Annotated in this window: 26 protein-coding genes and 1 tRNA gene; 22 read left to right on the top strand and 5 right to left on the bottom strand. The window is 61.8% G+C overall.

The genetic code is table 11. The annotated features are described in order from the left end of the window. Window positions 1-47 precede the first annotated feature (47 nt). Window positions 48-416, bottom strand: coding sequence for a Cro/CI family transcriptional regulator (locus B0G81_RS33170; protein ID WP_208328577.1), 369 nt, complete (start codon window positions 414-416; stop codon window positions 48-50). Here B0G81_RS33170 and B0G81_RS33165 point away from each other — a divergent pair. The 18 genes from B0G81_RS33165 to B0G81_RS33080 all read left to right on the top strand — a co-directional run bounded on the left by B0G81_RS33165 (window position 415) and on the right by B0G81_RS33080 (window position 14021). Beyond that, window positions 415-933, top strand: coding sequence for a hypothetical protein (locus tag B0G81_RS33165; RefSeq protein ID WP_134141329.1), 519 nt, complete (start codon window positions 415-417; stop codon window positions 931-933). The two genes, B0G81_RS33170 and B0G81_RS33165, sit on opposite strands and share 2 nt — an antisense overlap. Window positions 934-1250: 317 nt before the next feature. Beyond that, a complete protein-coding gene (locus B0G81_RS33160) occupies window positions 1251-1481 on the top strand; it encodes a hypothetical protein (RefSeq protein ID WP_134141325.1) in 231 nt (76 codons plus the stop codon). Window positions 1482-1647: 166 nt separating this feature from the next. After that, on the top strand, window positions 1648-1971 hold the full coding sequence (locus B0G81_RS33155) for a hypothetical protein (protein WP_166679096.1): 324 nt from the start codon (window positions 1648-1650) through the stop codon (window positions 1969-1971). 12 nt (window positions 1972-1983) lie between these two features. Then, a complete protein-coding gene (locus B0G81_RS33150) occupies window positions 1984-2187 on the top strand; it encodes a hypothetical protein (RefSeq protein WP_134141316.1) in 204 nt (67 codons plus the stop codon). 228 nt (window positions 2188-2415) lie between these two features. Next, a complete protein-coding gene (locus B0G81_RS33145; protein ID WP_134141311.1) occupies window positions 2416-2670 on the top strand; it encodes a hypothetical protein in 255 nt (84 codons plus the stop codon). Between the two features lie 21 nt (window positions 2671-2691). After that, on the top strand, window positions 2692-3036 hold the full coding sequence (locus B0G81_RS33140) for a hypothetical protein (protein ID WP_134141307.1): 345 nt from the start codon (window positions 2692-2694) through the stop codon (window positions 3034-3036). A gap of 36 nt (window positions 3037-3072) precedes the next feature. Continuing rightward, window positions 3073-3933: a DUF2303 family protein gene (locus B0G81_RS33135; protein WP_134141303.1), complete on the top strand. Its 861-nt coding sequence runs from the start codon at window positions 3073-3075 to the stop codon at window positions 3931-3933. Window positions 3934-4075: 142 nt separating this feature from the next. Continuing rightward, entirely contained in the window at window positions 4076-5236 is a 1161-nt protein-coding gene (locus B0G81_RS33130) for a site-specific DNA-methyltransferase (RefSeq protein WP_243856678.1), read from the top strand. 12 nt (window positions 5237-5248) lie between these two features. Further along, complete coding sequence (locus tag B0G81_RS33125; RefSeq protein WP_134141296.1) at window positions 5249-6058, top strand: hypothetical protein; 810 nt, start codon at window positions 5249-5251, stop codon at window positions 6056-6058. Further along, window positions 6055-6624, top strand: coding sequence for a hypothetical protein (locus B0G81_RS33120; protein WP_134141294.1), 570 nt, complete (start codon window positions 6055-6057; stop codon window positions 6622-6624). The genes B0G81_RS33125 and B0G81_RS33120 overlap by 4 nt, the downstream gene beginning before the upstream one ends. Next, a complete protein-coding gene (locus B0G81_RS33115; protein ID WP_134141292.1) occupies window positions 6621-7037 on the top strand; it encodes a hypothetical protein in 417 nt (138 codons plus the stop codon). The genes B0G81_RS33120 and B0G81_RS33115 overlap by 4 nt, the downstream gene beginning before the upstream one ends. After that, window positions 7038-7415, top strand: a complete 378-nt coding sequence (locus B0G81_RS33110; protein WP_134141290.1) for a hypothetical protein — start codon at window positions 7038-7040, stop codon at window positions 7413-7415. Window positions 7416-7467: 52 nt separating this feature from the next. Further along, window positions 7468-7680, top strand: coding sequence for a helix-turn-helix domain-containing protein (locus B0G81_RS33105; RefSeq protein WP_134141286.1), 213 nt, complete (start codon window positions 7468-7470; stop codon window positions 7678-7680). Window positions 7681-7999: 319 nt separating this feature from the next. After that, window positions 8000-8086: transfer RNA gene (locus tag B0G81_RS33100), tRNA-Leu, on the top strand. Window positions 8087-8969: 883 nt separating this feature from the next. Beyond that, the gene (locus B0G81_RS33095) at window positions 8970-9242 is read left to right on the top strand and encodes a hypothetical protein (RefSeq protein ID WP_243856677.1); all 273 of its coding nucleotides are present in this window, start codon (window positions 8970-8972) and stop codon (window positions 9240-9242) included. A gap of 709 nt (window positions 9243-9951) precedes the next feature. Then, a complete protein-coding gene (locus B0G81_RS33090; RefSeq protein ID WP_134141283.1) occupies window positions 9952-11274 on the top strand; it encodes a DUF3300 domain-containing protein in 1323 nt (440 codons plus the stop codon). A gap of 23 nt (window positions 11275-11297) precedes the next feature. Further along, window positions 11298-12245 (top strand): DUF2950 domain-containing protein, encoded by a 948-nt coding sequence (locus B0G81_RS33085; protein WP_134141280.1) that lies wholly within the window; start codon window positions 11298-11300, stop codon window positions 12243-12245. 156 nt (window positions 12246-12401) lie between these two features. Then, window positions 12402-14021: an MlaD family protein gene (locus tag B0G81_RS33080; protein WP_134141277.1), complete on the top strand. Its 1620-nt coding sequence runs from the start codon at window positions 12402-12404 to the stop codon at window positions 14019-14021. A gap of 60 nt (window positions 14022-14081) precedes the next feature. Here the strand turns inward: B0G81_RS33080 and ilvB are convergent, their stop codons facing one another. Both ilvB and B0G81_RS33070 read right to left on the bottom strand, forming a co-directional pair. After that, window positions 14082-15947 carry a biosynthetic-type acetolactate synthase large subunit gene (ilvB, locus tag B0G81_RS33075; protein ID WP_208328576.1) on the bottom strand — a complete coding sequence of 622 codons (1866 nt, stop codon included), beginning with the start codon at window positions 15945-15947 and terminating at the stop codon, window positions 14082-14084. Window positions 15948-16259: 312 nt separating this feature from the next. Continuing rightward, on the bottom strand, window positions 16260-19091 hold the full coding sequence (locus B0G81_RS33070) for a 2-oxoglutarate dehydrogenase E1 component (protein ID WP_166679095.1): 2832 nt from the start codon (window positions 19089-19091) through the stop codon (window positions 16260-16262). 497 nt (window positions 19092-19588) lie between these two features. On the opposite strand from B0G81_RS33070, the gene B0G81_RS33065 reads away from it, so the two are divergent. Together B0G81_RS33065 and mug are read left to right on the top strand one after the other, a co-directional pair. Continuing rightward, on the top strand, window positions 19589-20617 hold the full coding sequence (locus tag B0G81_RS33065) for a GlxA family transcriptional regulator (protein ID WP_134141273.1): 1029 nt from the start codon (window positions 19589-19591) through the stop codon (window positions 20615-20617). A 55-nt stretch (window positions 20618-20672) separates the two neighbouring features. Further along, the gene (gene mug, locus B0G81_RS33060; RefSeq protein WP_134141269.1) at window positions 20673-21239 is read left to right on the top strand and encodes a G/U mismatch-specific DNA glycosylase; all 567 of its coding nucleotides are present in this window, start codon (window positions 20673-20675) and stop codon (window positions 21237-21239) included. Between the two features lie 56 nt (window positions 21240-21295). Here the strand turns inward: mug and B0G81_RS33055 are convergent, their stop codons facing one another. Continuing rightward, window positions 21296-22252, bottom strand: a complete 957-nt coding sequence (locus B0G81_RS33055) for a LysR family transcriptional regulator (RefSeq protein ID WP_134143283.1) — start codon at window positions 22250-22252, stop codon at window positions 21296-21298. Window positions 22253-22431: 179 nt separating this feature from the next. Continuing rightward, complete coding sequence (locus tag B0G81_RS33050; RefSeq protein ID WP_134141266.1) at window positions 22432-22638, bottom strand: hypothetical protein; 207 nt, start codon at window positions 22636-22638, stop codon at window positions 22432-22434. Window positions 22639-22731: 93 nt separating this feature from the next. Between B0G81_RS33050 and B0G81_RS33045 the strand changes: the two genes are divergently transcribed. After that, window positions 22732-23406 carry an antibiotic biosynthesis monooxygenase gene (locus tag B0G81_RS33045; RefSeq protein ID WP_106286481.1) on the top strand — a complete coding sequence of 225 codons (675 nt, stop codon included), beginning with the start codon at window positions 22732-22734 and terminating at the stop codon, window positions 23404-23406. 460 nt (window positions 23407-23866) lie between these two features. Then, window positions 23867-25339 (top strand): MFS transporter, encoded by a 1473-nt coding sequence (locus B0G81_RS33040; protein WP_134143282.1) that lies wholly within the window; start codon window positions 23867-23869, stop codon window positions 25337-25339. The last annotated feature ends 9 nt before the right edge of the window (window positions 25340-25348 follow it).

Here is a 25348-nt window from a genome sequence, read left to right as displayed (position 1 = left end):
TTCATCACTTAGTCCAATAAAAGGAGATCACATGCACGTCGCTAACCTCATGCCGCTGCTGCAGCTACTGACTTGCAGTCAGTACGTACGACCCCGCGCAATTCAATTGGCAATCCGTCGTCCGGATGCGGATACAGCTCGGGGCACAGTTGATGCGGTGTGAACTTCCACGCTGTCCGCTCCGCAAGCCAAAGCACTCGCCGCTCGGGTAACCGGCGGCGCCACTTCGACACAGCCCAAGCCGTGAGATTGAGTAGACGTGCGACAGCACTGTCGCCGCCGAGATGATCGATCGCGCGAGCAACTTCGCCAGCGCCGACGGGCAGCGCCGCCGTGTCGAGAGAGGTAGCTGTGCGTTCCATAGCCAGCAGAATACTACCGGTAGTAGCTTTTAACAAGCTACTAATAATTGCCATGACCCAAGTCTTCGTCACTGATAAATTGCTACCTACGGTAGAAACTGGAAGAAAACATCAGGTTATGGAGGTCAAATATCCGGAGTTCGGCGCTGCGGTAGACGCGGCGATCGTTGAGCTCGGCTACACAAACAATCAGGTTGCTGACCTGATGCAGATAAACGGCGCGGGCGTGAAGGGCGAAATGGTGCGCCGCTACCGGAACGGTTTCCAATTGCCAGACGCAGCGAAATTGGACGCGCTGGCTGCGGCGTTGGGCAAGAGTGCCGCCGAGCTGCGATTCCCTGATCAAGCGAGGAAAAACGCCACTAATCGCGCCGAGGATTTGACGGATGTCAGGTACTCTGTGAGACGTTTCGTTTTGGAAGTGGTCCAGGCTGAGCGCGATGGAGACCTGCCGGATGGACTGATCGAGGCGATGCAGATGACCCTAGACGTTGCGTTGAAATTGAAACGGGCGCTAAATAGATCGGATTCAGATGAAGATCTGGACCGCGTAAAAAAACTATCGGGATGAGAGCCGATGCGTGCGTCCAGATACTCAAAATCTGGAGCCTATATAAATGCAAACGACAGCTGTAGAGACCAGCAACACGGCCACCATCACAAATATCCGGACACGCCATCGCGGAACTGCGGACAAGCCGGCGAAAGTGATCGAACTCCCCCCAACGGGTGATGTAATCGCATCGATACGCATCGAACTGCGACGCGGTGGAAAGGTTAGTTACCAAATGGATGGAGTTACGCACTCGAACGCGTACCGGCTCACCTCAGCCCTCCTTCGTGCAGTAGCCGAAACGTTCCAGATGATGCGGAAAAGTGGATAGATCGATGGCATTCAATGATCCGGATGGAAGGAAGAAGGCACTGGTGACGCTGTGTCTGGTCGGCGCCACAGTGTGGGTGCTGATCAGACTTTGCAGTTCTGGCGCCGGCGACACCATCGGGGAACGCATACAGACTGTCTGGAACGATGTCGGAAAGTTCATTTTCGCCATCGCGCTACTTATCGTAATTCACTTTGGCCGTGACATTCTGATCCGGCTCGCAAACCGCCGATAAAAAACAGCCCGCCGCCCGCGGGCTTTTCTTCGCCCCACAAATCTACTACCAATAGTTGACTTAAGATCTACTTGTAGTAGCATTGTCTCGACGCACCGTCATCACATACGGAGAGACCATGCTCAATCGTCGTATTGCTATCAGTACCAGTGCGGCAGTCGCCGCCGTGTTCGGCTCCATCTTCGGTCGCCCCCTCGATTCGGTACCAGTAATCGATCTGCCGCGCAGGACGCGCCATTCCCGCTCCGTCGCGACGAACCGGCCGCGCACCGCCCACGACTTCCAGATGATCGCGAAGGCAACAGCCAAGCGTGAGCGCAAGGGTCGCAAGCTCGTGCGTGACGCGATCCGCGCCGCCGAAGGCGTTCGCTGGCAGAAGCGCATGGTCGCCGCACGTGCCGAGGCCAGACGCATCAGCGCAGCTGTGAACGCTGAAGCGCTCGCGGTCTATCGCGAACTCGAGGCCGAGCAACTTGGCCTGAACGGTTAAGTGAGGCGCGCCATGACAACCCGCACCGCCTTCCGCTTTACGGCCGAATCCCGCACTACCGACGAGCTGGACTACTACGCGCGCGGTGGCATGAGTGACGCTGAGCTCGCCCAGTACGCCCGCCGCACCACCAAGCGCCCGCTGATCTGCTTCGCCGTGCTTCTGTTGGCGCCGTTCATCACCGAAGCGATCTGCCGACTCGCGGGTGCCTGGTAATGAAGGCCCTGCTGATCCTTTGGGCCCGCGTGTTCGTCGTGCTCGTTGCCGTCCAGCAATGCGACGAGGTCGGGGCACACAACGGGCGCGCGGCTACGGCGCGGGGTACCTGATGCGAACCCTCTGGCAAATCGTCGAAGACATCGCCAACGGCTCGCTTTCCCGCTGGGCAGGTTACCGCCTGTTGCGTGCGCAGCTGCGCGCCGCCCGTCGCCGGAGTCGCTAACCATGCGCGCCGCCATCCCCATCACCGATGACATGCTCGCCCGCGAGTTCAAGGCGCAGGGATGCGTTGGCACGCCCGACAAGGTCCACCCCGCAGTACGCGCCGCCCTGCTCGCCGCCGTTCGCGCGCAGATCGATCCGAACCCGCGCGCCCGCGCCGCCACGGCGCAACGAATTCCGGCAGCACGCCGGCCGCTTCCCGAGCCGCGCAATGCAGGCGTCGATGCCAAGCGGCTCGCCGCCAACGATCTCGACTAACCACAACCCCATGGGGGACTTATGAGCGCAAGACCCATCACGGACACGTTTCGCCACATCGGCGGTGGCGTGTTCATCGACCTCGCTAGCGACAAGATGGCCGAGCTGGTCAACGCCGTCGACGCAAGCGGCAAAGCCGGAACGCTGACGCTCGTCATCGCGGTGAAGAAAGCCACCCGCGGCGGCGCCATGCACATCGCCGGCAAGGTCACGCTGAAGAAGCCGGCCGACGAACCGATGGAAGCAATGCTGTTCGCGACGCCGGAAGGCAACCTGATCGCGGACGATCCCCGCCAGCAAAAGCTTGATCTGAAGCGCGTCGAAGGCGCTTCGGACGCTCCGCCGTCGGCACTCAAGACGGCCTAACCACCCTCCCACCACCCGAAGGACCGACCTATCACTATGGAACTCAACGAATCCGACAACTTTGCCGAGACCCTCGCGCGCGAGATCAAGCAGCCGATCGACATCGGTTCGAATACCGCAACTGCGATGAAGCGCATCGCACTGCCGCCGGGCTGGACGCTCGCCGAGAAAGACGAGTCGAAGACGCTTGCCGCGCCGCTGCGCAAGCGTGCAGTCGTTCGCGTGCGCGATGCTGAGAGCTTCATCGACTACGTGAAGCGCCATGGCTCGCTCACTGACTCGACGGTTTGGTGTCTCGCTGACTACGTGCAGGGCAAGATCGCCTTCACCGGCATCATCAATGACCACGGCGAAGATGCAGCCGCCGCAGCGTGGCGTGATCACCGCGCATTCTTCACTCCCGAGTTTAGCGAGGAGTGGCGCCGCTGGAATGCCGTCAACAAAAAGCCGTTCACGCAGGTCGAGTTTGGCGCGTTCATCGAAGAAAACCTGAAGGACATTGCCAGTCCGGAAGGTTCGAATCTCCCGAGCGGCTCCGCGATGCTCGAAATGGCGCTCGCGTTCGAAGCGGTGCAGGACATGCGCTTCAAAAGCTCGGTCCGCCTGCAAAACGGTGGCGTGAATCTGTCGTTCGTCCAGGACGACGACGCGCAGACCCTGCAAAAGATGCAGGTGTTCGAACGATTCTCGATCGGCGTGCCGGTCTTCTGGAACGGTGATGCGTACCAGATCGATGCGCGCCTGCGTTACCGCGTACGCGACGGCAAGCTTAGCTTCTGGTTCGAACTGATCCGGGCCGACAAGGTGCTCGAAGCAGCAGCCACGACCGTCATCAGCACCATCAAGGAAAAAACCGGCTCGCCTTTCTTCTTCGGCGACCCGTTTAGCGGCGAGTAACCCCCGAATCCGTGCGGCATGCCCTGGCGCGCGGTGTGTGTTTGGCCGGCGCCAGTAGGGGCCGGTCTTTTTTCGGCGACATGCTGAGAGAGACGATATGAGCGAAGTTGGTAATCGATTTGAGTTGCACCTTGGCGACTGCATGGACGTGCTGCGCACGCTCGGCGACGCGTCGGTTGACTCGATCGTCACCGATCCGCCCTACCATCTGACGCAAGCCTCGCGCGGCGGCCACGCCCGCACGAACAATCCGGAAATGCCGCATGGCCGACATCGCATCGGCGACAAGGGATTTATGGGCAAGGTCTGGGACGGCGGCGACATCGCGCAGCGCGTCGAGCTTTGGGAGGAATGCCTGAGAGTACTCAAGCCGGGCGGCCATCTGCTTGCATTCGCTGGTTCCCGGACCTACCACCGGATGACCTGCGCGATCGAGGACGCCGGCTTCGAGGTGCGCGACCAGATCATGTGGATCTACGGCAGCGGGTTCCCAAAGTCGCGCAACCTGCACGGCGAGCACGCTGGCTGGGGCTCGGCTATCAAGCCCGCTCATGAACCCATCTGCATGGCGCGCAAGCCGATGGTCGGCACTCTGCTGGCTAACGTGCTGGCTAACGGTACCGGCGCGCTGAACATCTACGGCTGTCGTATCGGCGAAGGCCTCGGCCGCTGGCCAGCGAACGTGATTCACGACGGATCGGACGAAGTACTCGAGCGGTTCCCTGACGCGCCAGGCCAGTTGGCCGACGTCAGCTACCAGGCCGGCGCACGCACGACACAGAACGTCTACGGTGCAATGAACCGCGCCCATGAGCCAAGCGCCGAGCGCGTCTATACAGACAACGGCGGTACCAACTTCGCGATGAAACCGGGCGCGCGGCGACTCGACGCCGGGACCGCAGCCCGCTTTTTCTACTGCGCTAAGGCATCGCGCGCCGATCGCAACGAAGGCATCGGCGGCAGCGAGACGCCGGTTGTGCAGACCGAGGCGACGATGCGGGATCGCGAAACGGCCGATTGGCCGGAACGCAACGGCAACTTCCACCCTACGGTCAAGCCCACTGACTTGATGGCTTACCTCTGCCGCTTGGTAACGCCGCCGAATGGCTTGGTGCTGGACCCGTTCATGGGCTCGGGAAGCACCGGCAAAGCCGCAATGCGTGAAGGGTTCCGGTTTATCGGTATCGACATGACGCCGGAATACATCGACATCGCCCGCGCGCGCATCAGTCACGAACTGGCGCGCACCGAAGAAGTCGAGCGTCTTGCCAGCATGCAGCAAGACCTCTTCGCCACCGCCTAAAGGACCCCTGCCATGAAAACCAACCAACCCGAAGCGGACGATGAAATGCTCAACCAGATGACGCCGAACCAGCGCCGCGCGCTCGACAAGGGCTTGGCCGCGCTCGACACGATGGCCGCGACTTGGGCGGCAGAAGTGCGCTTGAATGAAATCGCAAAACATTTCGCTGCCATCGCCGACCCCGACGAGCGCGCGACGCGAATCGCCGCCATGATTAGGCAAGGATTTTCCGAAGGCGCGTATCGCCACTTCCTCGACCACAAAGACCAGATAGCTGCTCTCGCCACCAGTGCAGACCAGAGCGCGAGTGGGGGTGTGCCAGAACGTTTGCCCGGAGAAAAATTCAGCGAATGGGCAAAGCGTACATACGCCGCCGCTCCCGCTCCAGTAGCGCCGACAGACGAGCGGGAGGTGAAATCACCTCAGACGTTCGCGGGATTCGCAGCGGCGCACGTCAACATCGTAGGGCGTATGCCGTCCGAGCAGGAAGCATTCGACGCGGGTGTTCGTGCAGGCTTGGATCGCGCCACTCCGCAAGCCACTCGGCCAGTCGCAGACGCGGCGGTGACGTTGAGTTACCCGGCGGAGTTCACTGACGAGTTGAAATGGATTCTCGGATTGATTTGCTTCCAATGCATCGAGTATGCGAAGGCGTTGCGTGCCGGCGGCCACTCGATTCCAAATAAGGCTGAATCCGAGCAGGCAGCGACGCTGGATTGGATGCTGCGCCACTACATGCGAGACCCGGAAAACTGGCGAAAAAATGCCGCCGATGAAACGCGCGCAATGATGGACGCCGCCCGCGCAAAGGAACCGAAATGACCACAAAAGACACCGGATCGGTAAGCGAGGAACTGATTAAGCAACTGCGCCGAAATGAGCGCATGTCTCTCACGCCTTGGGCACGCCACGATTTCAAGATGGCCGCCGACCTGATCGAGCAGCAAGAAGCCGCGCGCATCCGTGAACTCGAAGCCGCTGCCAGCGCTCAGGCGACTGTGGGGGCGGTGGCGTGGATGCTGCGGATTGGTGATAGCGATGTATGGACGTACACGCGCCTCGAATCCGATGCCGACTTCTACGGCAAGCAGTCCGGCCTGAAGTATGAGAAGCGCCCGCTTTACGCTGCCCCCACTGCTAGTGATGCGTGGCAGCCGATTGAGACGGCGCCGAAGGATGGGACGAATATCCTGATCCGTTTTGGCCTAGATGGGGTGTCGCAGGCGAAATTCACGCCGGGTTGGGCGTGGCCGTGGCAATTTATCGACACGAATGATGGCGTTACGTGGATGCTCAATCGCGCCGTTGATGGCCCGGGAGGCCCTTCGCACTGGATGCCGCTGCCCGCAGCACCGGCCGCTCTGTTTCAACAGAAGGAGGCGTCGTGACCGAGAAACTCACTCCGAATCGCCCATCGCCTGAGGGTCGCATGCTGGGCGAGCAGCTTGCACGACTCACCGACAAGGCCGAGCAGGAAGCGCGCGCCAAGTTCCCGAATCACGCACGCCGTTGCAAGAGTTGCGCATTCACCGCGGGCACCATGCCGAATGGCTGCTTCCCAACTGTCATGGACGCCCTCAAGTGTGTCGTCGACGGCACACCGTTCCACTGTCACCAGCAGTTCGATGCTAAAGGCATCCCGACCGATCTGTGCGCTGGCTGGGCTCTCGCGTCCATGGCGACAGACGACAAGCTGAGAGAGCGCATGCAGCCGATCGTCGGCGACTGGGAATTGAGCTGCGTTTATGACGAACCGGAGTCAGGTGCCGCCCTATCTCAACAGCCAATGCAGGAGGGGTAAATGCCTTACGCCACCGCTATTCCCACGCCCGAACGAATCCTCGCCGTGATGCGCCCCGGCTATGCGTACGCCGCGTACGCGATCGCTGCGAAGTTCGGTGTCTTCGCCGCCGATGTGAAACCCCTCTTGCAGTCCATGGCTGATCAGGGGGTGATCACCAAAGTGAAATTCCCCGGCAAAAAGATCTCGCAATTCTTGCTGGCGGGGACCGAGAATGCCGCCCCGCACCGCATCGAGCAGGCGAAGCGCGCCGCCGAGATTGACCCAGCCACCATCGCGGCGCCGCGAACGTTCTCGGTGCTGACCGGCCAACTCACTGGCTACGAAGCTGATATCGCGCGGCGCGCAGCGCTCTGCATGATGGCGAGGCCGCGGTGATTGAGGCAGCGAAACGGGTTATTCGTACAACACGGGAACCATGGGGTATCAAATGACTGAAGAACTGAAAACAGCAGTACGCGCCGTCGAGCTTTATGCCGCGCGTCACCCGCGCCCCGTCCAGGTGACGATTACGCAAGCTGCACAAATGCTCGGTTTGAGCCGGCCCACCGTGCGAAATCTGATGAAAGCTGGCAAGCTTTCGTTCAACGGATGCGGCCTGATCCCGATTGAGCAGGTTGACCGGCTTTTGATGGCGGAGTGATTTCTCTCCCCATTTTTTTACGCACAGACCATCAGAGCCCTGTCCCATATAGATTTCGGCTTCCTCTCTTGGGCACCAGATTCAAAAGTAAAGCCGCTTACGAGCGGCTTTACTTTTTGTGTGAAGCCTGGTGATACGCCGCTGTTTAACAGCGCGGATTATTGGGTGGATTGAGCGGTTGGCAGGACGGTTGTCGAGTGGTGAAGAATCGCTTTACTGCAAGCGATATCCGGGCGGTTGATTGAAGCGGAGTTAGTTTGCAGGCGGGGATTGACACGCTAAATCACCACGCTAAAATAGCGGTCTAGCTTGAAGACGTGCCCAGGTGGCGGAATTGGTAGACGCACTAGGTTCAGGTCCTAGCGGTGGCAACACCGTGGAGGTTCGAGTCCTCTCCTGGGCACCATCAGTAGTTCCGGCGTAAGCCGAAGCAGTTCGAGAAACCCCGTAAGATCAACGTCTTACGGGGTTTTTTGTTTTCTATAGATTCTTTGCGTTCCACGGATCGGCGATTTTTGCGCAGTCGAAGGCTGCCTTTCATCGCATGGCCCAGCGCTGGCTCGACTTCAAACGCGACGAATGGGCAGCGGAAACCGCTCGCTTGCAAGCAGTGGGTAATCCTGAGCCTTTAAGGGACGGTTCATATCGTTCGAAAAGTGATGCAGCGCGCGACAGTGCGCGTGGAAATCGACGGCCGCCTAATATCGGTTCAGCGGGCCCGCCAAGCTGTCCTCCTTTCCCTTGGTCCGCGTCCGATCCGCACTCCGGCGAGTACCGCGCGGGACGGCCGAAGTCGCCTGCTCTATCAATCCACGCATCCAAGGCCGGAATGGTCCGCCGCCACTCTCCTTCGCGCGCGGCCGCCGCGAGCTTGCGCCAGGTGAGCGTATCGCTGGCCAACCAGCGTTGCCACGCGCGAGTTAGCGCACGCTCGACACGCTGAACGTTCGAGATGCGCGCGCCATGATGCGCGGCGCGGGATCGGCCGGCGTGGATGCAGCCGCGAATAAAGCAACCAGCATTGCAACGCCGTACAAAATCGCTTCACGGCGCGCCTCCCGACTTCCCTGAGGATTCCTGTTCAAAACGCTGTTGCAGAAACACGGCGGCCGATGTGTTCAAGTTACGCAGCCATGCGTCCTCGCCCGGTTGTGACGCCGCTTCGATCACCTCGGTTGTGCCACGGCCCTTCTTCTTGTCGACCCGCACCCGGTCGGGCGCATGGTTCGATGCAACCGATCAAACTGGGTGGGCCGCGGATCGCGCCGCGCATCGAATATGCGGCGTGAGTGCGGCAGAACAGTTTTGCGGATACGTTGACGCATCTGCTCGCGCTGCGCGGCGAGCCGCCCTTGCTGCATGCCGATGAGACTTTCCGCGCGAGCCTGAATGCGCAACGCGGCGCGCTGCAAAGTTTCTATGCCGCTGGCCTCGACGCGTATCGCGGCAAACGTGAGGCGTGCTCTCGCGAGATTCGCGATGCTTTGCAGGCGCAGCCGCCCCCTATTGCGCTGGTTCGTCGGCGACGATCTGTAGCGCCGGAGCCGCGTCGCGGGTGGTGATATGCGGATGTCCAGAGAAGCCGGCGGCGGCGTCAATCAACCGGGCTGAGCGAGACGCCGCCGCATCACGCGTCAACGGAAGCGCCTTTTCAACTGGATCGAATGACTCTAGCCCGTTTCATTGTCCGGTCGCACGCACGCTTTTTTTTGAGAACGTTATGACCCAATGCATAACTAACTTATGCAACTTATGCAACTTATGTGCAAGACTTGATCCATGCGCCGCGACTGCAGCGATCCCAATGGATATTGCGCGCAAGGCAAGGAGCTTGTCAGAAGCGCCAAACGCCGAAAAAACCCAGCAAGCATCGCCCCATTAATCCATGAGCAAAAGAAATTCAACTAGAATTTATTTGAGCAAAAGTTTGCACATGTTCGCGGAAAAGGTTTATTAGTAGTCGCCATTGCGTAAGATGCACGGTGTCTCGCACGCACGCATCACGCTCTCTGCGCGCGCGGGGCGCGGTTTAGTGTGTCGTCATGAACGTGCCACGAATGCATGGCCCGGACGATCAGCCACACGTTGCCCGCTACACAATTCGGAGTCCATTTGAAGTCCGTTTTTCGAGGGGCCTTGCATCACCGGTTGCCGCACGGGTGATCGACCCCGTCTCAAGCGACCGGCCGCTTCGCGGCACGGTCACGGCGTCGACGTCTCACACAGCGCAGCGCTGCGCCTCAAACAACTTCCAACAGGGGAGACCTGATCGTGAAACGCTCCAGGGCATACCAGAGAGGATCGCGAATTCTTCTGGCCGCATTGACCGCACTGGCCGGCTCGCCGCTTTTGCTCGAGGTCGCGGTCCCGGTCGCGCATGCACAAACTGCCGCGCAGACGCCGGCGAAGATCTCGAATCAGCAATTGGACTCGCTGACCGCGCCGATCGCGCTCTACCCCGACGCCCTCCTCGCACAAGTGCTGATGGCCTCCACCTTTCCGCAGGACGTGCCGGCGGCGGCGGCATGGTCGAAAGCCAATCCGAAACTCCAGGGCGACGACGCCGTGAAGGCGGTCGCGTCGGAACCCTGGGACCCGAGCGTGCAATCGCTGGTGGCGTTTCCGCAGGTGCTGGCCACCATGGCGTCCAAACCAGACTGGGTCACGCAACTCGGCAACGCCTTCCTCGCGCAGCCGGACGACGTGATGGACTCCGTGCAACGGCTGCGCAAACAGGCGCAGAAGGCCGGCAACCTGGAGACCAACCCGCAGCAGAAAGTGGTGGTCGAGCAGAGCACGATCCAGATCGTGCCGGTCAACCCGCAGGTCGTCTATGTGCCGACGTACAACCCCACGGTCGTCTACGGCGCGTGGCCCTATCCGGCCTACCCGCCCGTATACGTGCCGCCTCCACCGGGCTATGCCGTGGCCAGCGGTCTCGCCGCGGGCCTCGCGTTCGGCGTCGGCGTCGCCATCACCAGTTCGCTGTGGAGCAACGTCAACTGGAACAATCACAGCGTCAACATCAACGTGAATCAATACAACAACATCAATGTGAACCGGCGGCTCGACGTGAATAGCAGCACGACCAACTGGAACCGGAATTCGACCTTCAACCGCAATACCTCGGCCAACGTGGGCAGCGCGCAACGCGATGCGTATCGCGGGCGCGATACGTCGGCAGCGGCAACGTCGCGCGCGCAGGCGCAGCAGACCTTGCAGAACAGGACTGGCCAGAATCTGGGCGGCACTGCCAGCCAGCGCGTGGAGGGCATCCACCAGGGCGGCAACTCGACCGGCAGCCTGCGCGACAGCGCGCAGCACGTGAACCGTGACAACGCCTTGCGCGGCGCGGGCAATGGCGGCGACGCGCAGCGGGACATGCAGCGCGGGCAAGCCAGCCGGCAGGCGCAGGCGAACAACCGCGGCGGCGGCCTCGGCGCGAATGGCGGTGCTCAGCAACGTGGTGGCAATCTGGGCGCGGGAGGCGCGGGCGAGCGTGGCGGCGGTTTCGGCGCGGGCGGCGGCGGACAACGCGCCGGCGGTGGGCTGGGCGCAGGCGGCGGTCAGCGTCACTTCGGCCGGCAACGTTGAAACCGATCTCACAGGAGCCGCTCATGATCCGCATCCGCATGTTCCATACCGCCGGCGCACCTCATGCCGGCGCCCCCGCGCTCAACCGGCGTCTCGTCGCTGCCGCGCTCGCGCTTGCCATGCTTGTGTTCGGCGCATCGGCGGCGCATGCGCAAGCTGTCTACCCCACGCCCGAAGCCGCGGCCAACGCGTTTGTCGACGCGCTCGCCAGCAACGATCACGGCGCGATGCAGCACGTGCTCGGCAACGACTTCACCCACTTTATCCCGACCAAAGACGTCGGCGAAGAGGACATCTACGACTTTCTCGGCGCGTGGTCGGCAGGACACCAGATCGTCGACGATCCCGCGCCGGTCGGCGGTCACGCGAGCAAGCATCTGACGGTCGGCACCAGCGGCTGGTCGCTGCCGATTCCGCTCGTGCAGACTTCCAAAGGCTGGCGCTTCGATCCCGTAGCCGGCCGCGACGAGATCGCGACGCGCCGCATCGGCCGCAACGAGCGCGCGGCGATGCAGACCTCGCTCGCCTATCTCGACGCGCAACGCGCCTATCAAGGCTTGACCCAGCATTACGCGCAGCGCATTCTCAGCACACCGGGAAAGCGCGACGGCTTGTACTGGCCGAGCGCGCCGGGTGAAGCGGAGAGTCCGCTCGGCCCGCTCGCCGCGACGATGCCGCACACCGAGTCCGTCTCGAAAGACGGTTATCATGGCTATCACTTCCGCATCCTGACCGCGCAAGGACCGCATGCCAAAGGCGGTAGTCAGGACTACGTCGAGAACGGTACGCTGACGAAAGGCTATGGCCTCGTCGCGTGGCCCGCCGACTATGGCAAGACGGGCGTGATGAGTTTTATCGTCAATCAGGATGGGCAGATCTACCAGAAGAACCTCGGCCCGCAGTCGGCGCGCGCCGCTGCCGCGCTCAAATCGTTTGATCCGGACTCGTCGTGGGAGGCCGTGCAGCCCTGAGCGCGGCATCGGCACCATCGGTGCCACCCGCAGGCGGCACCAGGTGCACGGCGCCCGGGACTAGGCCAGGCATGACGAGGCGGTTCGATCCATGCCCGCCCCGCGCCCGCTCGCCGACCCGCGTGGCAAGCCGCAGCCATGCTTCGGAACCTCGCCATGAGTAGCCAACAAGGACCCGCCCTGCCGCCCGAGCTGCCCGATCCCGACATCACGCCACGGCGCAGCTGGCTGCCCTCGCTCGTCTGGGTCGTGCCGCTGATCGCGGCGTTGATCGGTCTCGCGCTCGTCATCAAGGCGGTCACGGAGCGCGGTCCGGCGATCACGATCGTCTTCGACAACGCCGAAGGCATCGAACCCGGCAAGACCCAGGTCAAGTACAAGGACGTCGAAATCGGTTCGGTGAAGTCGATCACACTGTCGCCGGATCGGACCCACGTGCAGATCGCCGTGCAACTCACCAAGCAGGCGGAGCGCTTCGCGGTCAAGGACACCCGCTTCTGGGTGGTTCGCCCGCGCGTGGGTGCCGCCGGCGTATCGGGCATCGGCACGCTGCTCTCGGGCGCGTATATCGGCGTGGACGTCGGCCGCTCCGCGCAAACGCAAACCGAGTTCGTCGGACTGGAGGCGCCGCCGCCCATCACCGCAAACCAGAAAGGCCATCGCTTCACGCTGCATGGCGATTCGCTCGGCTCGATCGACATCGGCTCACCGATTTTCTACCGGCGCGTGCAGGTGGGCCAGGTCTACGGTATTTCGCTCGACAAGGACGGCACGGGAGTGACGATGCAGGTGTTCGTCGCCGCGCCGTACGATCAGTACGTCGGCACCAATTCGCGCTGGTGGCATGCGAGCGGCGTCAATGTGCGGCTCGATTCGGACGGCTTCGTCGTCAACACGCAGTCGCTCGCGACGATTCTGGTCGGCGGCCTCGCATTCCAGACGCCACCAGGCCAGCCGATGGGTACACTCGCCGCGGAGAAAACCGGCTTCCGGCTCGCCGCCGACGAAGTGGATGCCATGCGCGCGCCGGACGGCGCGCCGGTACGCGCCGTGATGATCTTCAATCAGTCGCTGCGTGGGCTGTCAGTGGGCGCGACAGTCGACTTCCGGGGCATCGTGCTGGGCCAGGTGACGGACATCGGCGTCGAATACGATCCGGACGCGCGCAGCTTCGTCATGCCGGTAACGCTGGATCTGTACCCCGACCGGCTGCGCCGGCGCTCCCGTGGCGCGACGATGCCCGAGGCGGGTAGCGCGGCCAGCCACGAACTATTGCGGCGCCTCGTCGAGCGCGGCCTGCGTGGGCAATTGCGCACCGGCAACCTGCTGACGGGCCAGTTGTATATCGCGCTCGACATCTTCCCCAACGCCGCGCCCGTCAAGTTCGACACCAACAGCGAGCCGATCCAGTTGCCGACCATTCCGAACACGCTCGACGCGTTGCAGACGCAGGTGGCCGACATTGCGAAGAAACTCGATCGGATTCCATTCGATCAGATCGGCTCGAATCTGAACACGTCGCTGAAAAACGCCGACGCGCTGTTCAACCGGCTGAACAACGAGGTCCTGCCGCAGGCGCGCGACACGCTCGCCGCCGCGCGGCAAACCTTCGGCTCGGCCGAGGCGACTTTGCAGCAGGACTCGCCAATGCAGTCGGATGTGCATCAGGCTCTGCAGGAGTTGACCCGCACGCTCCAATCGCTGAACGCGCTGGCGGACTATCTGGAGCGCCATCCGGAGTCGCTGGTGCGCGGCAAACCAGGAGAGAAGCCATGACTTCCTCGCGGCCCTCCTCTGCCTGGCTCGCGTGACAGCGACGGCGTGCGTCTCGTATGGCTAGAACATATCCGTGGCCGCCCGACGCCCCGCGCCCTTCCCTTTGGCTTCCGGCTCCGGCCGGGACAGGATAAACGGCCCGGTGACCATGTTCGCGTAGCTTTGCCCCGGCCCCACCATCGGAAACACATCGGCGTTCTCGTCGACCATCACTTCGAGGAAGGCCGGTCCGTCGAATTCCACAAAGGCCTTGAGCTGCTCCTCGAGTTCGCTCATGGTTGCAACGCGACGCGCAAACTCAAATCCGTCGGCCCGTGCCGCCATGACAAAATCCTTGCGATGCAGCGACTTGTCGCTCACGCACAGGCGTCCGTCGTAAAAGAGACGCTGCCATTGCCGGATCATCCCGTCACCGAGATTGTTGAGCAACAGGACTTTGACCGGCACGCCGTAAGTGGTGGCCGTTTCCAGGTCGCCGATATTCATGCGGATGCTGCCGTCACCGTCGATATCGATGACAAGCGCATCCGGCCGCGCGAATTGAGCGCCGATAGCCGCGGGCAGTCCGAAACCCATGGTCCCCATGCTGCCCGAAGTCAGGAAACTGCGCGGTTCCACGAAGTCGAAAAACTGCGCCGCCCACATTTGATGCTGGCCGACGCCCGTGGTGACGATCGCTCGACCGCCCGTCAGGTCACTGAGCTTTTCGACGACGAATTGCGGCTGAATTGCCGGACTATTGCGGTCGTAGTTCATCCCGTAGACCCGCTTCAATTCCTTGATACGATCGAGCCATTCCACCGTCCGCGGCGCCGCTGGTCCATGCTTCATCAATGACAGCAAGGTATCCTTAGCGTCGCCGACGTGCGTCCAGTGCGCGCGTTTCACCTTGTTGATTTCCGCCTCGTCGATGTCGATGTGCGCGACATACCGCGCTCTGGGCGCAAAGGCATCAGGCCGGGCACCGGCGACCCGGTCATCGAAGCGAGCGCCCACCGCGATCAGGAAGTCGCAATCTTCCACCGCGTAGTTCGCACACGCTGCGCCGTGCATGCCCAGCATGCCGAGTCCCAGTTCGTGCTTCACGGAGATGGCGCCAAGACCCATCAACGTGGTCACCACGGGGATGCCGAAACGCTCGGCAAACTGACGCAGTTCAGCCGTCGCGCCGGCCGTGATAATGCCGCCGCCGGCATACAGCAGCGGCCGCCTGCTTTGCGCCAGCAGATCGAAGAAGCGGGTGCGCTTGTCCTCGTCGAGGCGGGCGCCATTCGCCACCATTCGAAGACGGTCGGAATAGCCTCTGAATTCCAGCGTACCTCGCCCGCGATAAGTGCCCGTCCAGTTCTGGATGTCCTTCGGCACATCCACGACGACCGGACCTGGACGGCCGGTGCGCGCGACTTCGAACGCAGTCCGCAGCGTCTGTTCGAGCTTCGCCGGGTCGGTCACCAGAAAAACCTGTTTCGCGCACGCCGACATGATGTTGAAGACAGGCGCTTCCTGAAATGCATCCGTGCCGATCATGGCACGAGGCACCTGTCCGCATATGAGGACGACGGGGATCGAATCGCCGTTGCAGTCGGCGATCGGCGTCACCGCGTTCGTCGCGCCGGGGCCGGACGTCACCATGAATACGCCGACCTTTCCACTCGCCCGCGCGTAACCGGCGGCCATGAAGCCGGCGGCCTGTTCATTGGCGGGCACGACGAGTTTGATCTGGCGCTCGGGCGTTTGCGCGTGCATTTCGTTGAAGCGAAACACGGCGTCGTACGTCGGCAAAATTGCGCCGCCGCTATAGCCGAATACGGTATCGACGCCCTGTTCGCTAAGTACGCGCAGGATGATGTCGGCACCCGACATCAATTCGCCGGCAGCCGGCGGTTTCATGAGAGCGTCTAAAGCAACGTTTGGGTTTTGGGTCATGGCTGACTCGCATGGAAACGGGCGCTGAAAATATCAGCGGCCAATTTAAGGACGATTTCCCTTCCAACTCGAGAACAGCGTATGTTCCTTACCAGCCTATGGGCGATTGCTTCGACGGGTTCTCCGTACAAAGCGCAACCCATCTAGCACTTTTATGATGTGCGTCTGGAAGTATCGTGAGAAACGGCTTTATTCATTCTGACAACGATCGAGGCTGCGCACACGCATAAAAGAGCTTGTATCCGGGCCAGGATAGGCCGGATTTGAGCCATTGCGATGATGCGCCGGCATCACCGCAATACGTATCCGCCGTCAGCCCGCGAATGCACTCGAAATCAGCGCTGCCTGCCTCGCTGCGTGGACCGCGTGATAACCGGGCGCGGTCGATGCGGAAGCCGCCGGCCCCGCGTACCGCAGTTGCGCGGACGAAGGCAGGATCTCACGCAACTGCGGTTCGACGAAGCTCCACGCGCCCTGGTTGCGCGACTCCTCCTGACACCAGACCACCGTCTTCAGATTCGGATAACGCGCGAACTCCGCGGCGAGTTGCCGGCACGGAAACGGATACAACTGTTCGGCGCGGATGAGCGGCGTATCGGCAGCATCCGACGAGCGGCGATGTTCCAGCAGATCGAAATAGACCTTGCCTGAAGACACGATCACGCGCTCCACACTCGACGCCCGCGACGCCTCGGCCTGCGTATCCGCCAGGATCTCGCGGAACCCACCCCTGGCGAGATCGTCGAGCGTGCTGACGGCTTCCGGATGACGCAAGAGCGACTTGGGCGTTATCACGACGAGCGGCCGGCGATCGAAGACAGCCGCTTGCATTCTCAGCAAGTGGAACAGTTGCGCGGGCGTGGTCGGCTGGACGACCCGCATGTTGTCCTGCGCGCAAAGTTGCAGATATCGCTCGAGCCTCGCCGACGCGTGTTCCGGTCCCTGCCCGTCCTGTCCGTGTGGCAGGAACAGCGTCAACCCGCTGAGTTGCCCCCACTTTGCGGCGCCCGCCGCGATGAACTGATCGATCACGACCTGCGCACCATTCGCGAAGTCCCCGAACTGCGCTTCCCATATAACGAGCGCATTGCGGTTCACCGTCGAGTAGCCATATTCGAAAGCCAGCACGGCCGCCTCCGACAGAATGGAGTTCGTCACGGTGAACCGGCCTTGCCCCTCGCCGATATGCTCCAGCGGAATGTAGACGCCCGCCGAGCGGCTCGTGCGCGTCTGATTGTGCAGAACCGCATGTCGATGATTGAACGTGCCTCGCGCGCTATCCTGCCCGCTCAGGCGGACATCGATCCCGGCGTCCAGCAACGAGGCGAATGCCAGGTGCTCGCCCATGCCCCAATCCAGCGGCTTTTTGCCGGCGGCCATTTCGCGGCGTGCTGCGATCATCTTGCCGACCAGCGGATGCAACTCATAGCCGTCCGGAACGGTCGAGACCTGCTGCGCCAGCACATGCACCAGCTCAGGCAACGGCGGGCCATACTGCACCGGGCCGGCATAATCTTCGAGAAACGTCGGCCATGCGGGTATGTCGTCCGGCTGAACGGCCGCCTCGACCGCGTTGCTCTCTCTCGCGTGTTCGAGACTTTCGCGCTGCGCGTCGAAGTAGTCCTTGACCTGATCCGGCGTCACCACGCCTTCCTTGATCAACCGCTGGGCATACACGGTCCTCACGCCCGGATGGCTGGCGATTGCACGGTACATGAGAGGCTGCGTGATGGCGGGCGTGTCCTGTTCCTGATGTCCGTACTTGCGAAAGCAGACGAGATCGATCACCACGCTGCGCCCGAACGCCGTGCGATAGTCGAGCGCGAGGCGCACCGCCATGGCCACCGCTTCCGGGTCGTCCGCGTTGACGTGCAGAACCGGCGCCTCGATCATCTTCGCGATGTCGGTGGTGTAGAACGACGAGCGCGTATCGCGCGGATCCGAGGTCGTAAAGCCGATCTGGTTGTTGACGACCACGTGGACGGTTCCGCCCGTGCCGTGTCCGCGTGTGTAAGTCAGGCTTAACGTCTCCATCACGACGCCCTGCCCGGACATTGCCGCGTCGCCGTGAATTTCTACGGGCAGCACGCCGCTGCTGTCGCCTTCATCCGAAGCGTCTGCCTTCGCGCGAGCCATGCCTTGCACGACCGGGTTGACGATTTCCAGGTGCGAGGGATTGAACGCAAGCACGACGTCGACCGGCCCGTCGTCCGTCTGCGTGACACTGCTGTAGCCTTTGTGATACTTGACGTCGCCGGCCGGCAAAGGGTCGCCGCTCCTGCCCTCGAACTCGTCGAAGAGCGCGCGCAAAGGCTTGCCGACAATGTTCACCAGCACGTTCAAACGCCCGCGATGCGCCATGCCCATCACCACCGTGTTGACCTTCTTCGATGCGCCATAGCGGACGAGTTCATCCAGCAACACGATCAACGATTCACCGCCTTCCAGCGAGAAGCGCTTTTGCCCGACATAGCGCGTGTGCAAGTACTTCTCCAGTCCTTCAGCAGCCGTCAGACGTTCGAGAAAGCGGTTTTTCTCCGCTACCGAAAACGAAGGTTTTGCGCGGGTCGACTCGAGTTGCATCTGCCACCAACGGCGTTCGCCCGCATCCGTCAAATGCATGAACTCGGCGCCGAGTGCGCCCGTATAGGTCTGTTCGAGTGCCGTGACGATGTCTTGCAACGTGGCGTCTTCGTCGAATAGAAACGTGTCGGCGGTGCTGAATCGCGTGGACATATCGGCTGCCGACAAACCGTAGAACGCCGGCGTCAGTTCGACCGAAGCCCGTGGCGGCGTCCACAGCAGCGGGTCCAGTTTCGCCTTGCGGGTGCCGACCAAGCGGAACGCGGCAATCAGCGACTGCACGGCCACCTGTTTTCTGGCGATCGCCAGGCCGTCGTCGAGCCTGATCTCCGTGGCGCGCGAGCGCTTGCCCAGATCGACGAAGGTGGAAACCACGGGCGCGTGCGGCTCGTCGTCGCGATCGCTGCCGTCGATGGCGGGTGTTTCGCGCAACGCATCGAAATACGCGCGCCATTCGTGCGCGACCGATGCCGGGTCGGCCAGGTAGAGTTCATATTGCTCCTCGACGTAGGGCGCATTGCCCCCGAACAGAAAAGAGCTTTGAATTTTTTCCGTCAGCATGATGAATCTGTCCTCCATTCGCGTCAGGTCCGAACTTCGACCGTGGCATGTGTGAGGCGGCTGTCGCCCCATCGTGGCCAGTCCGGCGCGCAACCAGGGGCTAGGGACGGACGTGCATTTCGCCGGCGACAGATTCTCTGGTGCGCCAGGGCTCCACGTTCCCAGCCGCATTGATGAGAACAAGCATAGGTAGTCGGCGCAGCGACTGTGTGCATGGTTAGCGCCGTCGCTGGCCAATAAAGATGAGGTTTGGGCCACGTAGCCGGTGGCGCCATGCGCGACGGCGAACGAACGTGTCTGCGCGCTGCCTGGCAATATTGCGTGGTCTATATACCCTCACCTGGTGTAACAAGTGAATTTCGGCCCAGCGCATTTATCCCGTGGCGCTTCGCTCTTATAGTAGGTGCAGCGAAGAGACACCTGTGTCGCGAACCGGCGGGCAAACCGCTCACCGGACGCGCGCATGAACGCCAGCAACGAGGAACGAGGGTCACGCCATGAAAGTCGCCATTGTTATATTCGATGATGTGCAGGCGCTGGATGTCGCTGGCCCGCTGGACGTATTCGCGGAAGCAAACACATTTTTGCCCGAGCACCAGCAATACGAGGTCGTTCTCGTAGCAAACGAGGCCGGCACCGTGGCCTGCTCGAACGGGATGCAACTCACGGTTCCCCACGCGTATACGGACTTCGACACGCCGTTCGATTTGCTGCTGGTGGCAGGCGGACCACGCTTGCCGGATGTCGAGCCACGGCCCGAATTTCTGAAGTGGCTGCAAGACCAGGCAGGCGGCGCAAGCCGGTTCGGTTCCGTTTGCAACGGAGCATTCGTGCTCGCGCGCGCCGGGCTGCTCGACGGCAAGGAAGTGACCACGCACTGGGCCGATGCAAGCCGGCTCGCCGACGAGTTTCCGCAGGCCTCTGTGCAGCCCGACCGGATCTTCATCCGCGATGGACGCCTGTTCACCTCAGCCGGCGTGACGGCGGGCATCGACCTGTGTCTTGCGCTCGTGGCCGAAGACTGGGGGCACGAACTGGCGGTGCGGGTTGCGAAACGTCTGGTGGTCTACATCCAGCGGGAAGGCGGACAGTCTCAGTACAGTCCTTACGTGGGAGTGCGCAAGGACCAGGATCCGATAGTCGGCAAGGTGCTGCGCTACGTGACCGAGCACATAACCGATGCGCTGTCGATCGAACAGCTTGCCAGCGCTGTGTCGGTCAGCCGCCGTACCTTCTCGCGCCTGTTCGCGAAGTATGCGAAGGTGACGCCGTCGGCGTTTGTCGAACAGGTTCGCGTCGACACCGCGAGGAAACTGCTCGAAGAGACCGATGCCCCTCTGAAGACCGTGGCGTTCAATTGTGGTTTTCACAGTGCCACGCATATGCGAGCCACTTTCTTCCGACGCCTCAACGTCACGCCCAGACAGTATCGCCAACGATTCCGTGGTACGGTGGCCGGCCAGCAGCGGGTAGCGAGCGACGTGGAAGAACAGATCGAAACAGTGGAACTGGAACTGGTCGACTAGATCGCGGATCCACGCAGGTTTGTTGCCGCCCGACGCCTCGAATGTACTCTATGTAATGAACAGACTTACACCCTCCGTGACTCGCGCCCATCTGCATCAATCTCTTCCTGATCTCCTTGAGCCGGGTTTATCCGTTGTATTTTGCGGTATCAATCCCGGCGTGCAAGCGGCGTCGACCGGCCGTCATTTTGCCGGCCGAGGCAATCGGTTCTGGCGGACCATTCATCTGGCGGGTTTCACTCCCGAACAGATCGGGCCCGACGACGACTACACGCTTCTGCAGCACGGTTGTGGTCTCACCACGGTGGTCTCGCGTCCGACGGCGCGAGCGGACCAGCTGTCCTCATGGGAATTCAAGGCGGCCGCGACGGAGTTCGAGCGGAAGATCGAAGGCTATGCGCCGCAATGCGTGGCCTTCCTCGGCAAGATGGCGCTCAGCGCAATGTCGGGCAGCCGCGACATCGAGTGGGGGCCGCAGCCCACTGCATTCGGCGGGGCCCGCGCGTGGGTGCTGCCCAATCCCAGCGGCCTGAACCGGACATTCAGCCTCGATGCGCTGGTGACTGCCTACCGCGAACTTCGTCTTGCCGTCGCGCCGGCGGGCTCGGTCAGGTCGGCTTGAACGACTCGCAGTATCGGCGAGCCCGCATAAAAAGACTCGCGAATTCGGACACCCTATTACACAGAACGCAAAATTCCAGAAGTTTCATTCAGAGCCGTCGCTGTCTCCATATGTTGTTGAAGATGCACGTTTCTGCGCAAGGTCTCGGTCACGAACTCCACGAAGGCGCGAATCTTACCGCTCGCGCCGCGCCGCTCCACATGCAGCAAGTTGACAGGTGTCGATTCGGGTTCGAATGCCGTCAAGACCGGCAGCAGCGTTCCATTGAGTACCTCGGGCGCCGCCTGGTAGGAAAACAGTTGCGTTATTCCCACCCGATCGACGGCGGCCATCACGGCCGCGGGCGCCAGATTGACGGTCATTCGCGGCTGAACCCGGACCGATAGCCGCGAGCCATTCTCGTAAAACGTCCATTCCTGCGGATTCGTCACGCCCGTGAGGGACACGCAGTGGTGATCCGCAAGCTCCCTCGGATGAACCGGTTCGCCATGCGCTGCGAGATAAGCCGGAGCCGCGTAGGTTCGACGTCGTACAAAACCCAGCGGAATAGCATAGATCGACGAATCGCCCAGGTGGCCGATGCGGATGGCGACATCCACGCCCTCCTCGAGAAGTCGCGTGGTGCGATCGACGTACACCGCGTTGATGCTGACGTCCGGATAACGCTGGGCGTACGCATCGATTAACGGGGCGATAAAGCGCTGGCCGAACAGCACCGGCGCGGAAATAGTCAGTGTGCCCACCGGATTGTCCTGACACGCTGCGACATCGGCTTCCGCGTCCGTGACGGCATCCAACACCTTGCGGCAGGCATCGAGGTACGACATACCCGCCTCGGTCGGCCTGACTGAACGGGTTGTTCGCGCAAGCAGTTGCGCACCCAAACGGGCTTCGAGCGACGTGAGCGCCCGCGACACCGCGGGGGCGGACATGCCAAGTTTGTCCGCCGCGCTGGTAAAACTGCCTCCGTCGACGATGGCTACGAACACCTCCATCTCACGTAATCTGTCCATCCTGATTCCAACTTCAATGTGTTTGCAGCTTGCCGCTAGACCTGCGCCCTCGTTATAGGGACGTCGCGTCATCGGACGCCAGGGAGATGCCGCGATATTAAGCGCCATGCCTTGCATGGAGACGCGCTCTTTATGTGGTTGGCACGAAGAAGACCACAAATGGCCCAATTTCGAACTCTTTAAACCAGCAAACGAAAACGGCCTTTGCGATATTCCTTCCCGCTGGCATTGGCTTTGTTGAGCAAACGGAAAGTGACTGTTTCCGGATCGGCGCGGCGCCTGGTTATCCACGACAGCCTGGCAGAATTCGCGCATGGAATGGCCCAATACGCGGCCTGCTGGTGCTTCAAGAAACCCTCTGCTTCTCCGACAATCAGCTCACCCATCGCGCGGCAGTCACATGGTGATGAATCGACTGCATCGCTGCGACTCCATGTCCTGCCACACGGCCAGGCGTCCTCAACCAGACCAAGGAATCCATGTTTTCTGCAATGCTCGAAGTCAATCCGTTATCCGAACAATTCGACGCCTATCTCGGCATGGCCAGGATGCTGCGCCCGGAGCTCGATGCGATCGATGGTTTCGTCGACAACACCCGCTACGCGAGCCTGACACGCCAGGGATGGCTGCTCTCGCTATCAAGCTGGCGCGATGAGAAGTCGCTGGTTCGCTGGCGAGTGACGACGAACCATCACAAGGTGCAGCAGGCGGCGCGCGACCGCGTGTTTGCCGACTATCGGCTGCGCATTGGCCAGACCGTCGCGGATACGTGCGTGCCGGCCGGGCAGACATTGGTCGAGCAACGCCTCGATGCAACCGAAACGGGACTTGGCAAGGCGGTTACGCTACTCGATGCGCAACACGCGCCGGACTGGGTCAAGCAGGCGGGTGCGGAGGCGGTTGCTCAGGCGCTCGGACTCGATACGAAGGCACCCGGCCTCGTCGCCTGGGACGCATTCGACGCGCTGATAACGCCGGGCGACGTCATTGCGGTAGCGACGTGGGACGACCTTGCGGCCGCTGAAGCCTTCGAGCGCAATACGACGCTGCCGAAGTCCGTGCGCTTGCGGCACATTCGCGTTGTCCGGGAGTACGGAATGTTCGATCGCCGCGAAGCGCCTCAATACTTCGCAGAGGTGCAGCCCAAGGCATGAGCCGGACGTAGGGCAATACCGGCATCTCGTCACGATGCAACTGCTCGCGCTGCCCCTGGTTGATGAAATCTGTTCCGTCTAAAGAGCAGATTCATCAACTCGGGGTGAGTGTGTTGTCCTGGTCTTTTCAGCGAGGCTGACATTGGCCAGATTTGCGCATGAAATGGCCTGATACGCGACCTGTATCGGCTGTTAGAAAGCCGGGCCTCCTCCTAGAATTCATAAACCCAATGCGCGGCAGCAATGCTTTGCGAGCGCCGGGCGCAACACGGAGATTTCCCAACGACATGCCGCAATGAACACTGGTAGCCGGACCCTTATGAACATCGCCAACCCACCGATAACTGGAACAGGAGAAACGAAGCTCGCGCCATCGTCGACGCCGGCCTCGGGGACTCCGGTACAGCAAGCGCCGACCCAAGCGACATTGCCCCTACGCCTCGCCATCGGCCTGCTCGGCATGTTGCTGGCCTCTCTGCTGGCGATATTGAACGAACAGGTCACCGCAGTCGCGCTCGCGGATATTCGCGGCGCGTTCTCGATCGGACGGGACGACGGAACCTGGCTGACCACCCTGTTCGAAGCGACCAACGTCGCCACCATGGTATTCGCGCCATGGTTCGGCGTGACGTTCACGCTCAGGCGCTTCACGATCGGCGCCGTGCTCGCCGTGATGGTCCTTGGATTGCTCTGCCCGTTTGCACCGAACCTGCTGACGCTCTATGTATTGCGCGCGCTGCAGGGCGTCGCCGGCGGCTGTCTGCCGCCAATGCTGATCATCGTCGCGCTGCGTTATCTGCCGCCGAAGGTCAAGTTATACGGGCTCGCGGGCTATGCGCTGACCGCGACCTTCGGACCGGCGCTCGGCACGCCTCTCGCCGCGTTGTGGACGGAATATATCGGCTGGCAAATGGCCTTCTGGCAGATCGTGCCGCTGGGACTCGTCAGCTGCGTGGCAATCTATCAGGGACTGCCGGCGGATCCCGCCAGACTCGAACGGTTGCGTTCATTCAACTGGACCGGCTTCCTGCTCGGGTATCCCGCCATCGCCATGCTCGTGATCGGCCTGCTGCAGGGTGATCGCCTCGACTGGCTGAACTCCACCTTTATCTCCACGATGTTTTGCGGCGGGACGCTGTTGCTCGCGGCGTTTCTGGTCAACGAGTGGTTTCATCCTGTGCCGTTTTTCAGGCTTCAGCTGCTTGCCCGCAGGAACTTCGCGCATGGGCTGCTGACCCTGGTGGGCGCGGTAATCCTGCTGGTGGGCGTGGCCGCCATACCCAGTCAGTATCTCGCACAGATTCACGGTTACAGGCCGCTGCAAACCACGCCGCTGTTTTTGCTGGTGGCCATTCCCCTTCTGATTGCGCTGCCCGCGACCGCCGCGCTGCTCAATCTCCAGCAGGTCGACCACCGCTGGGTCATGGCCGCCGGACTTTGCCTGATGGCCATCTCCTGCTTTCTGGGGAGCTTCGTCACCTCCGACTGGATTCGCAATAATTTCTACTGGCTTCAGTCGTTACAGATCCTCGCGCAACCGATGGTCATCATGGGAATCCTGATGGGCGTCACGACCGGTTTGCCGCCAACGGAAGGCCCGTTTGCCTCGGCCATGTTCAACACAGTCAAGACATTTTCCGGCGCCGCGGCAAGCGGTCTCATTGAAGGGCTCGGCACGGCGCGCGAGCATTTTCATTCGGGCATGCTGGTGGACCACCTGGGCAACAACGCGCTGGTCACGAGCCAGAGCCTCGATGCCGCTCACGGTCTCGGTGAACTCGCACACCGGATCCACGAGCAGGCCGTCGTGCTCACATCGGCGGATCTCTATCGCGTGATGGCGGGCATCGCCGTCGCCTTTCTTTTCGTTATCCCGGTGTTGCCCGTGCGGGTCTATCCGCCCTGGAGCACGACGCAGCCCTCCTCCCGTTAAGCGACGCTA

Source organism: Paraburkholderia sp. BL6665CI2N2 (genome assembly GCF_004366535.1).
Taxonomy (GTDB): domain Bacteria; phylum Pseudomonadota; class Gammaproteobacteria; order Burkholderiales; family Burkholderiaceae; genus Paraburkholderia.
Note: the sequence above shows the minus strand (reverse complement) of the source record. Positions and strands in the feature narration are given on the sequence as shown.

Coding starts and splice junctions, on each gene's coding strand:
- B0G81_RS33065 (WP_134141273.1), top strand. CDS start 19,589: ATGAAAGTCGCCATTGTTATATTCGATGATGTGCAGGCGCTGGATGTC.
- B0G81_RS33135 (WP_134141303.1), top strand. CDS start 3,073: ATGGAACTCAACGAATCCGACAACTTTGCCGAGACCCTCGCGCGCGAG.
- B0G81_RS33070 (WP_166679095.1), bottom strand. CDS start 19,091: ATGCTGACGGAAAAAATTCAAAGCTCTTTTCTGTTCGGGGGCAATGCG.
- B0G81_RS33150 (WP_134141316.1), top strand. CDS start 1,984: ATGACAACCCGCACCGCCTTCCGCTTTACGGCCGAATCCCGCACTACC.
- B0G81_RS33085 (WP_134141280.1), top strand. CDS start 11,298: ATGATCCGCATCCGCATGTTCCATACCGCCGGCGCACCTCATGCCGGC.
- B0G81_RS33170 (WP_208328577.1), bottom strand. CDS start 416: ATGGCAATTATTAGTAGCTTGTTAAAAGCTACTACCGGTAGTATTCTG.
- B0G81_RS33120 (WP_134141294.1), top strand. CDS start 6,055: ATGACCACAAAAGACACCGGATCGGTAAGCGAGGAACTGATTAAGCAA.
- B0G81_RS33160 (WP_134141325.1), top strand. CDS start 1,251: ATGGCATTCAATGATCCGGATGGAAGGAAGAAGGCACTGGTGACGCTG.
- B0G81_RS33050 (WP_134141266.1), bottom strand. CDS start 22,638: ATGGGTGAGCTGATTGTCGGAGAAGCAGAGGGTTTCTTGAAGCACCAG.
- B0G81_RS33125 (WP_134141296.1), top strand. CDS start 5,249: ATGAAAACCAACCAACCCGAAGCGGACGATGAAATGCTCAACCAGATG.
- B0G81_RS33130 (WP_243856678.1), top strand. CDS start 4,076: ATGGACGTGCTGCGCACGCTCGGCGACGCGTCGGTTGACTCGATCGTC.
- ilvB (WP_208328576.1), bottom strand. CDS start 15,947: ATGACCCAAAACCCAAACGTTGCTTTAGACGCTCTCATGAAACCGCCG.
- B0G81_RS33110 (WP_134141290.1), top strand. CDS start 7,038: ATGCCTTACGCCACCGCTATTCCCACGCCCGAACGAATCCTCGCCGTG.
- B0G81_RS33145 (WP_134141311.1), top strand. CDS start 2,416: ATGCGCGCCGCCATCCCCATCACCGATGACATGCTCGCCCGCGAGTTC.
- B0G81_RS33055 (WP_134143283.1), bottom strand. CDS start 22,252: ATGGACAGATTACGTGAGATGGAGGTGTTCGTAGCCATCGTCGACGGA.
- mug (WP_134141269.1), top strand. CDS start 20,673: ATGAACAGACTTACACCCTCCGTGACTCGCGCCCATCTGCATCAATCT.
- B0G81_RS33080 (WP_134141277.1), top strand. CDS start 12,402: ATGAGTAGCCAACAAGGACCCGCCCTGCCGCCCGAGCTGCCCGATCCC.
- B0G81_RS33045 (WP_106286481.1), top strand. CDS start 22,732: ATGTTTTCTGCAATGCTCGAAGTCAATCCGTTATCCGAACAATTCGAC.
- B0G81_RS33105 (WP_134141286.1), top strand. CDS start 7,468: ATGACTGAAGAACTGAAAACAGCAGTACGCGCCGTCGAGCTTTATGCC.
- B0G81_RS33140 (WP_134141307.1), top strand. CDS start 2,692: ATGAGCGCAAGACCCATCACGGACACGTTTCGCCACATCGGCGGTGGC.
- B0G81_RS33040 (WP_134143282.1), top strand. CDS start 23,867: ATGTTGCTGGCCTCTCTGCTGGCGATATTGAACGAACAGGTCACCGCA.
- B0G81_RS33165 (WP_134141329.1), top strand. CDS start 415: ATGACCCAAGTCTTCGTCACTGATAAATTGCTACCTACGGTAGAAACT.